Genomic DNA, 16,012 nt, shown 5'->3' with positions numbered 1-16,012 from the left:
TGAACCTTTATATTTTCTATAGTTTGATAAAAAAATCATCTGATTTATAATTATGACAACACCATCTCTTATTTGTAATCACATTGTCAGTGATTTATTAAAAATTACTTAAGAGTTAACGGGTGGAAAAGTTTAATCATCGTCATTAAAATAAGTTTGATAACTATTATCTTTAAGGGTCCAAAAACAGAATTGTCCGAGTACTTTAGTACAACTATTTTATCGTATTACTTTTTAATTTCAAGCTAAACTAAATGAAAACTACAATTTATCTACTCTTAATGATTTTATATATCCCTAGTTTTGGCGTCACAGAGAAAGGGTCAAAATATGTCAAGGGGTATGTCTATGAAGACCTTAATAATAATGGCCTTTTCGATGATCATGAACCAACTGTTAAAGGTGTTGCAGTATCCAACGGTAGAGATGTAGTTGTTACCGATGAGAAAGGTTTCTACCAACTACCTTTACAACCTCAACAAACAATATTTATTAGTAAGCCAAGTGGGTATTCTCTAAGAACGAACGACTACAATACCATGTCAGACTTCTTGCATTATTACCCTAACCCTACAGCATCATCTTATGGGCCAACTATTCAACAAAATAAAGAAGTACCTGAGTACCTTAATTTTCCTTTAGCTAAGGTGGATGAGTCGTCTCCGTTTACCATTGCAATGATCGGTGATATACAAGCCAGATATCAATACCAAGTAAACTTTGCTCATGAAATAGCAGAAGAGTTATACCAATACCCTCACCTAAAAGGAGCTGTGATGCTTGGGGATATGGGGGATGATAATGCAAGTATTTTCCCTGCCTTAAATCAGCTTTTCAAACAGTTTACTACTACCGTTTATCCAGTAGCAGGAAACCATGACCGGAACTACGATATAGAAGATATATCACAAGATTTTAGTGCTTTTAAGAAGTTTTATGGTCCTGATCAATACTCTTTCAATATCGGTAATGTTCATTTTATTGCGATCAATAATGTTACTACGATCAAAGGGATTCAATACAAAGATTATATTCCAAAAGAACGAATGGATTGGATCCGAAATAATTTGTCTGTTGTTCCTAAAGATCGATTGATCGTTTTCTTACAACATATTCCGTTAGGCCATATGCTGGAAGAAAGTAGAGATGAACTGATGGAGATGATAAGCGAATTCCCTCATGTTTCTTCGTTTTCTGGTCATTTACATGCTATGACCCATATGTATTTGCCTTATGGTGAAAAAAATACTTTACATGAAGTAGTAACCGGTGCCACTTGTGGTTTGTGGTGGGGAGGAGAATTAGACCTTGATGGCATTCCTCATGGGTTAATGGGTGATGGCTCTCCCAAAGGATATTATCTCGCACATTTTGATGGAAATGAGGTAACCATGGAATACAAAGCGACAGGGAAACCTAAAAATAAGCAGATGAAAATTTGGGTATACCAACCCGAAAATGCCAAAGTAGATCCTACGATTCATATCCCCAATGGGCTCACTCAAAACCATTTCCTCACAAATATCTGGGCAGGGTCAATCCATACAGAAGTCTATGCACAAGTTGATGATGCAGCATGGCAAAAATTAGAACGCAAAGAACAGATTGTAGACCCTACAGCCAGAAGAGTCTATATCAGGGATTCTTTGAATATTGCTAATCGTAAATCACACCTTGGTCCGGGGTATCCCAAAAACCTTCCTTCACATATTTGGGTTGGTGAATTCCCTGAAGATTTTAAGGACGGAAGTCATATCATTAAAATTAAGGCAAAAGATCCCAATGGAATGTCTTTTACAGGCTACCGCATATTTACAAAAGGTAATTTTGATGGTGACTACCAAGAAGTGGATTGGTATAATATGGAATAATTTTACACTCTACTTACAAAAAGTATTGAATGTAGAAGGATATTTATTGATATCTATTAACTTGAGAGACAATTGAAGACTCGTTTCTCTTTCTATTGAAGGCATTTACTGCCTCACGATAGAACATTATTACAATACAACTGACTGAACATACATAATGATCACATTTTTGTTATGCATAGCCACCTTAATCGGTGGATACTTTTTCTATGCGGGCTATTTAGAACGACAATTTGGTGTAGATGAATCAGCTCCTACACCTGCTATAACCAAAGAAGATGGAATAGACTACGTTCCCATGAAACTGTGGAAAACCTTCCTAATTCAATTTTTAAATATAGCCGGATTAGGCCCAATTTTCGGTGCAATTGCTGGTGCTTTATGGGGACCGGTGGCTTTTTTATGGATTGTCTTTGGGTGCATCTTTGCGGGTACAGTTCATGATTACATATCAGGTATGTTATCCATTAAAATGGGTGGAGGCAGTATCTCTGAAATCGTCAGTAAATTTCTTGGGAAGCAGGTCCGCATTTTTATGACGGGCTTCTCTGTATTGTTGTTGATATTAGTTGGAGTAGTCTTCGTAAAAGGTCCTGCAACCATCATCCATCAGTTGACTGATATTGATACACAAATTCTAGTAGTAGCCATCTTTATTTATTACCTACTCGCTACCATGATTCCAATTGATAAATTGATTGGCAAATTATATCCTTTCTTTGGTGTATGCCTTTTGATTATGGCTGTCGGAATACTTTCAGTATTATTGATTGGTGATTATCAAATTCCAGAATTAACTGCTTCTACCTTTAGAAATATGCATAGTGATGAAGCGAGTAACCCGATATTTCCACTACTTTTTGTTACTATTGCCTGTGGTGCCATTTCTGGTTTTCATTCTACTCAATCTCCAATGATGGCTAGATGCGTTACAAATGAAAAACAAGGAAGAATCATCTTCGCAGGAGCAATGATAACAGAAGGAATCGTTGCATTGGTTTGGGCGGCTGCTGCTATTGCCTTTTTCGGAGGCGTAGAAGCATTAGGAAAAACAATGGCAGAAGATGGGCACAATGCCGCATGGGTGGTGAATGAAATCTGTAATACAATGCTAGGCAAAATAGGTGGAATATTGGCTATTTTCGGTGTTGTTGCTGCACCCATCACCTCAGGAGATACGGCCTTTAGAAGTGCTCGACTTACCGTGGCAGATGCTTTTAATGTCAAACAAAAAAGTTTATTGCAAAGACTTTTAGTGACTGCTCCACTTTTTGCTATCGCAATCTTCCTAACGACCATCGATTTCTCAATTATTTGGAGGTATTTCGGATGGTCAAATCAAGTTTTAGCGACTATTGTATTATGGGCTTGTGCTGTCTATATGCAAAAAGAAAAAGGTAATGCATGGTATGTTTACCTCCCTGCCACATTTATGACTGCAGTGGTCGTTACTTATATTATGTTGGCACCAATCGGGTTCCACCTCTCTTCTACTGTCTCTAATTGGATAGGAATAACCGTTGCTATTGCTCTACTTGGGTTATTTCTCTTGAAAGTAAAAAAATCATCTTCTACTTCTGATATTCAAAAAACAGAAGCGGTAGATGTTATATAATAACGTCTTGTCGTTGAATAAAACGGCTCATTGTAAGGGAAACTATCATATAATGATGATCATTCTCTAAGTCTTTAAAGTATCGTATAGATGACTTAGACTCTTTTTATTCATTTCTATTTTAGTTTACCTTACACTCTCATAATTTTTTAAAACTAGCATATGAAATTCTCTTCAGAATCAAGTCTAATTAATCACAAACCAAGTACATCTGTTGCTGACTTACTACTTGATTATTTTAGACTAGAAGGTATAGACAAAATCTTTGGTATACCTGGAGCCGCAGTGGCCAATCTCATTACTTCTTTAAAAAACAACCGTGATGAATTTACATATGTCATCACAAAGCAAGAAACTGGTGCTGGTTATATCGCAGAAGGATATTACCGTACCTCAGGCAAACTAGGTGTAGTTTTAGTGACCGCAGGTCCTGGTGCTACCAATGCACTGACTGGTAGTATGAATGCCCAAGCAAACAATTCTGCCATGCTAACTATTTCTGGTGAAGTAGATCAGAAATACTTTGGTAAATCTTATTTACAAGAAGGGATTGATGCCAAACTAAATGTTTCTGCCATCTTTAATAACGCAGATCAATATAGTGGTCTCGTTACAGACAGCTCTAACTTCTCTACGATTTTTCAACAAGCATTAAGAACTTCTTGGAGTATCCCTAGAAGAGCAGCACATATCAGTTTACCCAACGATATTGTTGCAATGGATATTGAAGATGTTGAGATTCCTAAGAAAGTCAACAACTATAGAGCAGTACCTGATGGCTGTAATATCAAAAGAGTAAAAGAAACTATACAGAAACTTAGAGAGGCCAAAAGACCCGTACTATTTTTAGGTAACGGTGCTAGAGAAGCCTTGAGAGATCAAGAAAGATTAGAAAAACTAAAGAAGTTTACGCATAAGTACGCTTTACCAGTAATGACTACTCCAGATGCAAAAGGGATCTACCCGGAAAGCGATGTGATGTCATTGCGTACATTTGGAGCTGCCCAATCAGAATGGCCACAATATTACCTAAAAGGTGAAGACCTTGATGGCGATTTCGATTGCTTAGTGATTATGGGTTCTAGCTTGGGTAAATTAGCTACCAACTCTTGGGAAGATGATTTAAATCCTTCGTTACATAACGTAATTCAAATCGACTTAGACCAAAGTATTATTGGTCGTGGGATGCCAATTTCTATGGGTATTGTAGCAGAAATTGGTGTTTTCTTGGATACTCTTTTTGAATTAGCCGATGAAGATCATCACTTACCTGAGAGTGTGATTAAAAACCGAGCGAACTTTATCCATGGGATCAAAGAGCAACATTCTCCTTATTTGCATCCGGAGAAAATGACACTTAAGGCAGACCCTATCTACCCTCAGGCATTGATGCAGATCGTCAACGAAGAGTTACCACATGATGCCAATATCTTTAGTGATTGTGCTAATTGTGTTGGTTGGTCGCTACACTATTTAAATGTTGATCCACCGAAACAAATCCACTACTCATTAAACATGGGTCCTTTAGGATTTGGTGTTGCAGGTGTTGTTGGCGGTAAATTGGGTGCTCCTGATAAAACTTGTATTGCGATTGTAGGTGATGGTGCTTTTATGATGCATGGTACTGAGATCACTACTGCAGTTCAATATAAAGTAGCTCCTATCTGGATCGTTTTAAATGATAATGATTTAGGAATGGTAAGTCAAGGTCAGGCTCACTTCTTTCCTCCAAAAGATCCTGCACAAGGTTCATGGTACGACTATTACCAATTAGGAAACCCTGATTGTAAAAAGTTCGCAGAAGCATTGGGTGCCGAAGCTTATGATGTTCGTAATAATGTTGAAGCAAAAGTGGCTTTGAAGACAGCTATCGAAAGAGCTGAAAACGAAAATATCCCTCAAGTTATTGTGGCTCACATTAACACACATGAGGTACCTCCTTACTACGACGAAATAATGAAATAATTAGTGTATCATGGAAAATAATATTACCTACCCACATGTTCCCATTCAGGAGCAAATTGACAATATCATTGCTGCCAGTGCAAAATCTGGAAAAAAGAAAGTAACAATTATTGGTGCCGGTGTTGCAGGACTTGCCAGTGCCTATGAGTTATTAAACTTAGGCCACGAAGTAGAAGTACTTGAAGCTTCCGATCGTATCGGAGGTAGAATATATACCTATCGTTTTGACGAAGAAAACCCTGATGAAAATTATGGTGAATTAGGTGCCATGAGAGTTCCTCAAAGCCATGATTACACTCACTATTACCTAGATAAAATGGGTTGTGAGTTAAGAAGGTTTGTAACGATCTTTGAAAACGATAATGCTTATGCTTATTGTAGACAAAAGAAATCACGTATCAAAAATATCCATGATGATCTTCTTCCAAGATACGACCTTACGACCTATCAAAAGTTAGAGAGTAATCAACCACCTGCAAAGCTATTTGGTGCTGCATTAAATCACCTTATCTCTTTGCTAACTGATCAAGAAGTAGAAGATTTGTTCAATGGAAAAATCACTACTGACCGATTAAGAGAATATGATAACACCTCTTTAGGTGAGTTTATCAACGAAATTTGTGTAGGAGAAGATGCAAATGAACTGGTCGGTAACTTCATCGGTCTAGACGGTTGGAGAGACAAAGCCATTACTATGTTTATCCGTGATAATATTGTGGATACTGATGATGGGCTAAAAGAAGTGATTGGCGGAATGGGTAAACTAACAGATGGTTTATTTAAAGAAGTGAGTCCAAATGTCCGTCTAAAAACTGTCGTTAAAAGTATCGATAATAAGGAAGACAAAGTAATTATTGGTTTACATAATGAGTTCGGTAAATATGAAGAGATTCATGCCGACTATGTATTATGTACTATCCCGTTTAGTGTTCTAAGAAACATGTCGGTTAGAGGTATTTCATTTGGAAAGCAAAGAGCTATCAGAGAAATGAAATATGCTGCAGCAACGAAAACTGCTATCTATTGTAAAGAACGTTTCTGGGAAACAAAAGATGGAATCTATGGTGGAGCAAGTTTATCTGATGAGATCACTCGTTGGACTTACTATCCTTCTGATCATGTAAAAACAGAAAACAATATCGACAAAAACCTAAGAGTAAAAGGTTTTGGTGGTATGGCCATGCACCCACATGAGGTAAAAGGTGATACACCATCTGGAAAAGACGGTGTAATGCTAGCCTCTTACGTTTTAGGGGAAGATGCCAATCGTTTAGCTGCACTAGATGAAGAAAAAAGACATGAAGTGGTTGTTGATAAAGTTTCCCTATTCCACCCCGAATTAAAAGAGGAAGGAATGATTAAGGATACGGCTTCAATAGCATGGAGTACTCATGAATGGTCAGCAGGTGCATTTGCATTCTTATGGCCAGGTCAATTAGAGCATTTATGGGCAGATGTATTAAAACCAGAAGGGCGTTTATTCTTTGCTGGCGAACACTGTTCTACAGATCAAGCATGGATTCAAGGATCTTTGATTTCTTCATTAAGAGAAACTCAAAATATTCTAGAATATGGTGTCGATCAAGAAGAGGTAAATGAGAAAGGTGAATTAAAAGCTTCAAAAGCATAATACTCCTCTATTTATAAAAGAAAAAGAGTTACTTCTATTATGAAGTAACTCTTTTTTTATTCTTAATCACTAAGATGACTATAAAGCTTTAGTAAAGCAACGTTTACGTTTGTGCTGAATATGATCGTAGTTTTTCCAGTTCTGAATGGCTTTTTGGTTTGTCTCGAACATACCTGTTGTTTCAAGGTACTTGATACCATTTTCTTTCATTGTCTTTTGTAATTCACCTACAAGCATTACACCACCACCAAGACGTTGTAGTTTTGGATGAACTGCTGTTAACAACATATCGCAAGTATCATTTTTCTTTAATGCTTGCATAATGTGCCACCAACCAAATGGCCAAATGCTACCATTTGCTTTTTGTAACGCTTTAGACAATGAAGGCATACCGATTACAAAACCCATCATTTCATTATCTTCTTCAGAAACGAGTACTTTTACATATTTTGGTGATAATAACTTCAAGAATTTCTTCTTATAGTATTCCACCATATCATGGTCGAAAGTAATTACACTGTAAAGATCTTTGAATGCCTCTCCTAATAAGTTGAAGATTTCATCCGCATATTTTACTAACTCATCTGAAGAGTTAAAAGAAATGATCTTAGTTTTTGTTCTTCTCATTAATAAAGAAGCTCCTTTAATTCCTTTATCAACAACGGCATCATCCATAGTTAAACGGAATTCGATCCAGTCAACTAGTTTATCATAACCTAACCCTTCTAAATGCTCTTTATAGTAAGGTAAATGATATTCTGATGCTACTGAAGGGAGGTAGTCATGTCCTTCGATCATCATTCCTTGATGGTCAAGATTTGTAAAGCCTAAAGGTCCAACAATACCCGTCATTCCTTTATCTCTACCCCATTGCTCTGCAGTTTCTAATAACTTTTGAACAACTTCTCTATCATCAGCAAATTCTAACCTAGTGAAACGAACATTCTTCTCTTCGGTTTTTTCGTTGTATTTATGATTGATAATCGCCCCAATTCTACCCACACACTTACCATTTTTGTAAGCTAACCAATATTGTGTGTCGCAAAATTTTTGAAAAGGGTTATCAGCTTCAAAAATGGATAACTCGTCTTTCTTAATGGGTGGCACCCAATATGTACTGTTTTTGTAAAGTTCAAACTGAATGTTCACAAATTCTTTTTGATCCTTCTTAGAAACTACAGGACGGATTTCGACACTCATAATCTATATTTATTCCTTGGACTTTGCTTTTCTTAAATTCAAGTCGCAATTTAAGACTTTTATAGAATGATATAAATATTAATTCGAAAAGTTATATTTCAAAAAACAATTTTTTGAAGTTTTATGGAATTATAACTCACTTCTATCTCACTCATGAAAAAAATATACACCCTAATCTTATTACACCTTACCTTTTTAATAAGCTGTCAACAAAAAAACGATCATCTCACCCATCAAAATACTGGACCTATTGGAAAGCATGGTATGGTATCCACTGCTCATCCTTTAGCTACAAAAATTGGATTAGAGATCCTTAAAAAAGGAGGAAATGCCTTTGATGCTGCAGTTGCTACACATTTTGCTTTAGCGGTTGCCTACCCTAGAGCCGGTAATATCGGTGGAGGTGGATTTATGGTATACCGAACAGATAATGGAGTAACAGGATCGCTAGATTTCAGAGAAAAAGCACCACATGCCTCCACTACTACCATGTATTTAGATGACAATGGTGAACCCATTAAAGATCTTAGCTTAAAGGGTTTAAAAGCTGCTGGAGTTCCCGGTTCTGTAGATGGAATGGTAAAGATGCATGAAAAGCTTGGGCTACTAGATTGGCAAGAATTACTTTCTCCCGCTATTCAATTGGCTAAAGATGGAGTAACATTAACCGCACAAGAAGCAGAAAAAATCAATCAATATGCTGATGATTTTAAAACATTCAATCATTTCGACTATCCATTTAATCAGAAAGAAAAATGGAATAAGGGCGATGTTATATACTACCCTAATCTGGCAAAAACACTTGCACTTATTCAAAACAATAAAAGAGATGGGTTTTATACAGGAACAGTTGCCCATGCTATTGTAACAGCTATGAAGGAAGGAAATGGCATTATCACAAAAGAAGATCTTGCTGAATATCATTCAGAATGGAGAAAGCCGATAGAAGTTACCTTTCAGGATTCATTAAAAATGATCAGTATGCCACCACCTTCTTCTGGAGGAATCACTTTAGGTCAAATCCTCAAAGGCATGGATATGATTGATCCACATAATTATGCTCATAATTCAAGTGGATGGGTACATCATGTTGTTGAGCTAGAAAGAAGAGCTTATGCTGATCGAGCCACTCATATTGGTGATGCCGATTTTTATCCTGTCCCTATCGATACTTTATTGTCTGATGATTACATATACAACAGGATTTCGAGCATCAAAAATGATCAGGCGACCAACTCTCAAGAAATAAAAGCAGGAAATGTTCAAACTATTGAAAGCTTTGAAACGACACATTTTTCTATTGTCGATAAAATGGGAAATGCCGTCTCCATTACAACGACTTTGAATGGCAACTTTGGTTGTAAAGTTTTTATACAGGAAGCAGGCTTCTTTATGAATAATGAGATGGATGATTTTAGTATTAAACCGGGTACTCCTAATCAATTTGGATTGGTGGGTGGAGAAGCTAATAAGATCCTTCCAAATAAGAGAATGCTATCCAGCATGACGCCAACAATAGTAGAAAAAAATGGAGAGCTATTCTTAGTTGTGGGTACTCCAGGAGGATCAACAATCATTACCTCGGTACTACAGACGATATTAAATGTGACACAATTTGGTATGACTATGCAGGAGGCTGTAGATACGAAGAAGTTCCATTCTCAATGGCTACCTGATATTGTATATTATGAAGATGGTGCTTTCAGTAAAGAGACCATTTCAACATTAAAGAAATTTGGACATCACCTAGAAACCACTCCACAACTAGGAAAGATGGATTGTATAAGAGTATTAGAAGATGGCTCTTTAGAGGGAGCTTCGGATAATACAAGAGGCGATGGGTGTGCTTTGGGACATTAAAATGTTATAGAATGTTAAATTTATGACATAATTGTAATTTATACGTTTTAAATGTTGCGTATTAATTACACTTTTACTTCATTTGTATAACCGATAAACAATATAGTAATAACACAATGCTAGATCGAGAGATTAGAGAACGTCTCTTGATTGTTTGAAACACACAATCGCACACACAACACTAGAAAAAGCAGATCAAATTATGGTCTGCTTTTTTTTTATGCTCATAGATTCATAAAAAAAGCGTACATCCAAGTTGTACGCTCCTTCTATCTGAATAGTAAATATTCATTCTATTACTTTCTAGATCGCTTTTTAAATGACCATGTAAAATAAAACCTGGATACTACAGTACCATCAGGCATTTTCCCTTCTGTGAGCATTTTTACCTCAACAGATTCTCCCGTTGCATAAGCGTCTTCAATAGCTTTTTTCACTTTATCTCCTTCTATACATGTAAAAGTCACTTTAGCTGTTGCCTTCTTCACAAACTTCGCTTCCATATCTACAATGATAAAGGCAATGGTTTTCATATGCTCACTAAGGTGTAACATTCCCAAAGCTGCTGTAGACAATTCTGCTGCCATGCTTTGTGCAGCAAAATAAGTGGACTTAAACGGATTCTTGTTTAAAAATTTATACGGTAGCGTTGTTGAACACTTTGATGCTTCCAACGTTTTTAGCTTCATCCCTGCTATAAAACCTAAAGGCACTTGTGTCATCGTAAAAAGTTTGAACTTCAATGGGTTCAGCATTTTCTGTGCAAACTTCTCTTGTTTTGGTGTAAGTTCAATCGTGTTCTGTGTTATTTCTGTGGTATCCATTTAGTGTTGTTTAAGATTGGTATTTCAAGTTTTAAATGAATGAACTGTTTTACAATATAACTATAATAATGAAGAATTCTATAATTTAATCAGATTCAATCACTTAGCAATTTAAAATCCTTTAACAGTGTTCACATATATTAAAGTGGAATCACAAACTCTTAGTAGGGTTAAGAAGTATATAGTAGAAACTCAATCGTAAAAAACATCTATTCTTATGACAATTTTGCTTACTATTTATTTTATCATTGCTAACGTTGCTATTATCATTAAGTGTTACCAACTTTTCTTAAAAAAGATGTTAGTACAAAATGCTTTCGCAACTTTAATCTTTATCATTGCCGCTTTAGTTTCAGCCGATATGTTCTTTTACAATCAAGTAACCAATGGTTATGGTCTTGATATCCTGACAATGAACATGTAATCCACCCGTTTAGTGAATGAACATTTCTTTAATAAGTTTTAATTTATAGGTTATTTGTTATAATTTTGATGAGAAACAATAATAACCTAAATTAAATCTGATTTAGAAATGACCTCTAAACAAACGGAATTACACAGTATTGTGAAAAAATCGGAGAAATCACTAGCTACTGAGGTATTATCAGAAGAAAAAACAAATGACAGCGTTCGTTTGATTAATGATACTGCCCCAAAAGAAATCAAAGAGAATGCTCATATTTTAGATGATCATTTCGATGTTGGGTATGCTTATAGTATATCTAAATTATTGCTGAAATTTATCAATGAGGGTTATTTCAGAATTAAGTTTGTCGGTTTCGATAAGATTCCTGAACGCAACAACCCTGATGCCCCAATTATATATGCAAGTAATCACTCAGGAATGGCTTTCCCATGGGATGCAATAGCCTTTGTTTCTGGATTATTTGATAAAACGGATTACGACCTACAGAATAGTGTTAGAGCAATTACAGCCCCCGCTCTTTCTCGTAGTCAGTTTATGAATCCCTTCACTTTAAAGAACTTCTGGAAAAAACTCGGTGCCATTGATGCTACTTGGTTGAATTATGAAACAGCCATGCATTACAATGGCTCTAATATTTTGGTATATCCAGAAGGTGTTCCCGGTATTGGCAAAGGTTTCAATAATAAATACTCCCTACAACGTTTAGCCACTTCTACGTTGAGAATGAGTATTAAGTATAAAACAGATATTGTTCCTTTTGCAACAGTCAACGGTGAATACATCAATCCTTTTAGTTATAGTGTTTCCCTATTGAATGATTTTGTTCAGAAACTGGGAATCCCATTTCTACCGATTGGTGTTATGACCACACTGATCCCTATTCAGCCGTGGATGTTTTATTTTGCCTTCCCTGCCAACCTTACTTTTGTAAGAGGTAAAAGAATCAGCCCTTATAAAATGGTAGGTGAAAGAAATATTGAAGATATTTCCGAAGAAGAAATTTATGCTCTTAGCGAGGAAATTCATGACCAAATGCAGATAGAACTTGATAAAGCGGTTGCTATTTATGGTCAGAAACCCTATGATTTAATGGATTTGTTGTCCGTTAATCTAAAAGACATCAACCGAGCGTTTAAATTCTTCCCTGCACTGTGGCCCATAGTATTCAAAAAGCACAGTGAAGATTTTAAATCACTCAGAAAAGAATTGGAAGAGAATGGTGGCTACTCCAAAGATGCGCAAGAGCAACTTGATATTGTAAGGCCTATCGTCGATCAACAAAAAGAATTAGATGTATCATTGAGTTCTGTGGTCGATACTATCGTTGAAAATCCTGAGATTTTACTGTTTTACACCCCTATTGCAGGTTTGTTACATATCTTCTCATCAAAATAAATAAGCAAAATTGAAAATAAAACGGCACTTGTATTTGAAATCAAGTGCCGTTTTATTTTATTCCATAGTGAATACAAAAAATTAAAGAATGAACAATAAGAATTTAATTATTATCCTTAGCGTTATTGTTGGAATTGCTGCAGTTGGAGGAATTTTTTACTTTTCCATGCAAGGTGGTCCCGAGATGACTTTTGTAAAAATTAAAGATGCGATAGATGATAAGGACCTTGACAGTTTTAAAAAATATGTAGATGAAGATGCTATTATTAATAGTTTAGTCGATCAGTATATCACTTTTGCAATGGCTCAAAATAATGGTGAAGTTGATATTGCTACAGGATTAATTGCTTTTATGAAACCTTCTATTGTTTCTATTGTAAAAGAGCAGGTGGAAAATAGTATCGTTACCGGAAATCATAATATCCCGAATACAATTGAAGGAATTAGTACTGAGGTAATGGGTTTATTAGCGATTATCAAAGGCGATGGAGCTGTATTTAAAGGGCTTAAAGAAAAAGTGGTGGATGAGCATCAAGCTTCACTCACTTTTCAGCTTCAATTAGAAGGAAGTGATAGAATTGATGACCTCATCGTAAAACTTAGAAAAACAGATGACGGGTGGCAAGTATATGACGTCAAAAACGTCAGTGCATTACTCGAAAGTTATATGAAAACATTACAATAAAGATAAAGGTGCTATAAGGCACCTTTTTTTATTTGCTCAAAAGTCAGTTTTCGATCATCAATAGCCATTTTTTACACGACCATCTAGCAAATAATTGACAACTTTGTAATACTAAAAGGATGAGCTAAACAATAAGATATTAACATCGTCATTTCAACAATGAGCGAACCACTCGAATAGAGGTTGAACACACACAACTATCTACATCGACTATCAATTAAATTATCTTTATTAATAAGTCACCTATAAAAAAGTGGTTCAAGTTTTTAATTTGAACCACTTTGCTATTTCTATTTAAAACGCTTACTCACTACAAGAGCTTTATTGTTTCCTTCTACCCAATCATAAAATCCTTCTCCAGATTTCACTCCTTTGATACCCGCTTGCACCATATTGACTAACAATGGACTTGGAGCATACTTATCATCTCCTAATCCCTCCTGTAAAACTCTCATGATGGATAAACAAACATCTAAACCAATAAAATCTGCCAATTGTAGTGGCCCCATTGGATGAGCCATACCCAATTTCATAATCGTATCGATTTCTTCTACACCTGCTACACCATTCTGAAGTGAGATAATTGCTTCGTTGATCATTGGCATTAGAATCCTATTGGCAACAAAGCCGGCATAGTCATTGGCAGGTACTGGAACCTTACCAATCTTTTTTGACATGTCAACAACAAAGTTAGTGGTTGATTCATCAGTGAGGTACCCGTTTATCACTTCCACCAACTTCATCATCGGTACTGGATTCATAAAATGCATACCAATGACTTTCTCTGGTCGCTGAGTACTCGCAGCAATCTTTGTGATAGAAATTGATGAGGTGTTGGAAGCTAAAATGGCCTCAGGCTTTGTCAAACGATCCAGGTCCTCAAAGATCTTTAATTTGAGATCAACATTCTCTGTTGCTGCCTCTACAACTAGATCTGCTTCTTTTACTCCTTCTTCCATCTTAGAATAAGTAGTTAAGTTGGCTAAAGTAGACTGCTTTACTTCTTCTGTGATTTTTTCTTTTGCAATCAGACGATCCAAGTTTTTTGTGATCGTTTTCACTGCTTTTTCAAGTGCCGCTTCAGAAATATCTACAAGAGATACTTTAAATCCGTTCTGCGCAAAAACATGAGCGATACCATTGCCCATAGTACCTGACCCAATGACTGAGATGTTTTGCATTGCTAATTGTGTTTATTGGTATAAAAAGTTCATGTGTTTAGAAACTGAATAGTTATTCACTTTTCAATCTCTGATAAATATAGGCATTGCATTAGAAAAAAGGTAATATGAATTCTAAAAAATCCACCTTTTATCATCAATATAACTGATGGAATTATTATCGATTTCCCTTCTATAAAAACACCTTTTTTATAGATATCTGATACGATTCTACCAGTAAAATTAAAGTCTGCTTTGAGGTGTTAATGAATGTATAGACAAAGCGTTAACACTATATAATTCAAGTAACTAACCACAACTTTTTAGCGTCCTACACTCTTAACAAATTTATTACATATAACAACTTTATTCCTATGGAAACATTATCATCACTTTATACAAGTAAAGAGTACATTCGCATTTTTATCAAATTCAAGGATGAAAAAGATTTTATCAATTCATATATCAAGAACTTTAACGCTAAGGTCGAATATGTATTTGAAATGCCTAAATATGGTCAACTAAGAGTGGTTGCTTTAACTTCTCCTTTTGGCAATATCTCCGTAGTAATTACAGATTCATTCGATGGTTTTCCTGAATACCTTATCAATACTAAAGTTCTTTATTGGACAGATGATATTGACAAAGTAATTGCCGTTGCAAAAAAAGAAAACTTCATCATTCATCAAGAAAAAACTCCTGTACCTATCGGGTACCAAGGAAGGTTTGAAATGCCTGGCGGCTATGTTGTTGAGTTGGCGGAAGTCAATGATGGAGGAAAAAAGTATTTTAATCCTGATCTTGAAGAGTTAGGGTATATCTCTTAGCGTTAACTACTACTTATCAACCCAGGAATTAATTCCTGGGTTGATAAGTAGCCTCCACTAATGATTCTATTTGATTCATTTCTTCATTGAAATCCAATCTTTCATGTTTCTCCCATTGTGTCTGAATATAGCCAATTACCCTGTATATATTTGATGGACTAACAGTCGTCACAAAATACCCTTCTTGCCATTCGAATGGTTCTGAAAAATGCTTTTGTTGATTGATTATTCTTGATGAAACTCCTTTTATTTTCTTGACAACAGAGGAAATATTTTGAGTCGGAAATATTCTTATTAAAATATGAACATGGTCCTTGTATCCATTTACATAACATTTCGTTATTCCATTTTTCTTCGATGTAGAACGAATAATAAAACCGAGATGTTCTTGCCAATACTTCTTTGAAAAAAGAGGTCTTCTATATTTTACAGTCCATACAATATGAAACCATAGATGATGATTTGAATGAGACATAGTTAGTTGAGTAGCTATAAATCGTTAAGGTGACTAATCTAAGTTTTTTCTTTTAAACCCAGGAATTAAGTCCTGGGT

General features: G+C 35.7%; 13 protein-coding genes. 9 read left to right on the top strand and 4 right to left on the bottom strand.

The features are described from left to right. The first annotated feature begins 254 nt into the window (after positions 1-254). The 4 genes from QL232_RS03640 (at position 255) to QL232_RS03625 (ending at position 7,081) form a co-directional block, all read left to right on the top strand. Entirely contained in the window at positions 255-1,871 is a 1,617-nt protein-coding gene (locus tag QL232_RS03640) for a calcineurin-like phosphoesterase family protein (protein ID WP_281613131.1), read from the top strand. Positions 1,872-2,028: 157 nt separating this feature from the next. Beyond that, entirely contained in the window at positions 2,029-3,486 is a 1,458-nt protein-coding gene (locus QL232_RS03635) for a carbon starvation CstA family protein (RefSeq protein WP_281613130.1), read from the top strand. A 162-nt stretch (positions 3,487-3,648) separates the two neighbouring features. Next, a complete protein-coding gene (locus tag QL232_RS03630; RefSeq protein WP_281613129.1) occupies positions 3,649-5,451 on the top strand; it encodes a thiamine pyrophosphate-binding protein in 1,803 nt (600 codons plus the stop codon). Positions 5,452-5,461: 10 nt separating this feature from the next. Next, complete coding sequence (locus tag QL232_RS03625; protein WP_281613128.1) at positions 5,462-7,081, top strand: FAD-dependent oxidoreductase; 1,620 nt, start codon at positions 5,462-5,464, stop codon at positions 7,079-7,081. 78 nt (positions 7,082-7,159) lie between these two features. Here the strand turns inward: QL232_RS03625 and QL232_RS03620 are convergent, their stop codons facing one another. Next, positions 7,160-8,281: a GNAT family N-acetyltransferase gene (locus tag QL232_RS03620; protein ID WP_281613127.1), complete on the bottom strand. Its 1,122-nt coding sequence runs from the start codon at positions 8,279-8,281 to the stop codon at positions 7,160-7,162. A gap of 153 nt (positions 8,282-8,434) precedes the next feature. Between QL232_RS03620 and ggt the strand changes: the two genes are divergently transcribed. After that, positions 8,435-10,141, top strand: coding sequence for a gamma-glutamyltransferase (ggt, locus tag QL232_RS03615; RefSeq protein ID WP_281613126.1), 1,707 nt, complete (start codon positions 8,435-8,437; stop codon positions 10,139-10,141). 296 nt (positions 10,142-10,437) lie between these two features. On the opposite strand, the gene QL232_RS03610 is transcribed toward ggt, so the two are convergent. Next, positions 10,438-10,965: a DUF4442 domain-containing protein gene (locus QL232_RS03610; RefSeq protein ID WP_168882605.1), complete on the bottom strand. Its 528-nt coding sequence runs from the start codon at positions 10,963-10,965 to the stop codon at positions 10,438-10,440. A 217-nt stretch (positions 10,966-11,182) separates the two neighbouring features. On the opposite strand from QL232_RS03610, the gene QL232_RS03605 reads away from it, so the two are divergent. The 3 genes from QL232_RS03605 to QL232_RS03595 all read left to right on the top strand — a co-directional run bounded on the left by QL232_RS03605 (position 11,183) and on the right by QL232_RS03595 (position 13,472). Continuing rightward, entirely contained in the window at positions 11,183-11,389 is a 207-nt protein-coding gene (locus QL232_RS03605; RefSeq protein WP_168882604.1) for a hypothetical protein, read from the top strand. Positions 11,390-11,497: 108 nt separating this feature from the next. Further along, positions 11,498-12,787 (top strand): glycerol acyltransferase, encoded by a 1,290-nt coding sequence (locus QL232_RS03600; protein ID WP_281613125.1) that lies wholly within the window; start codon positions 11,498-11,500, stop codon positions 12,785-12,787. Between the two features lie 88 nt (positions 12,788-12,875). After that, positions 12,876-13,472 (top strand): hypothetical protein, encoded by a 597-nt coding sequence (locus QL232_RS03595; RefSeq protein ID WP_168882602.1) that lies wholly within the window; start codon positions 12,876-12,878, stop codon positions 13,470-13,472. 290 nt (positions 13,473-13,762) lie between these two features. Here the strand turns inward: QL232_RS03595 and QL232_RS03590 are convergent, their stop codons facing one another. Next, positions 13,763-14,653, bottom strand: coding sequence for a 3-hydroxybutyryl-CoA dehydrogenase (locus QL232_RS03590; protein WP_281613124.1), 891 nt, complete (start codon positions 14,651-14,653; stop codon positions 13,763-13,765). Positions 14,654-15,006: 353 nt separating this feature from the next. Between QL232_RS03590 and QL232_RS03585 the strand changes: the two genes are divergently transcribed. Further along, a complete protein-coding gene (locus QL232_RS03585; RefSeq protein WP_281613123.1) occupies positions 15,007-15,459 on the top strand; it encodes a hypothetical protein in 453 nt (150 codons plus the stop codon). Between the two features lie 28 nt (positions 15,460-15,487). Here the strand turns inward: QL232_RS03585 and tnpA are convergent, their stop codons facing one another. Beyond that, positions 15,488-15,934: an IS200/IS605 family transposase gene (tnpA, locus tag QL232_RS03580; RefSeq protein WP_281613122.1), complete on the bottom strand. Its 447-nt coding sequence runs from the start codon at positions 15,932-15,934 to the stop codon at positions 15,488-15,490. Positions 15,935-16,012: the final 78 nt, after the last annotated feature.

Origin of the sequence: Flammeovirga sp. SubArs3 (genome assembly GCF_947387565.1) — a bacterium.
Lineage (GTDB): Bacteria > Bacteroidota > Bacteroidia > Cytophagales > Flammeovirgaceae > Flammeovirga > Flammeovirga agarivorans.
The sequence above is the reverse complement of the archived record's forward strand: the minus strand, read 5'-3'. Positions and strand labels throughout refer to the sequence as shown.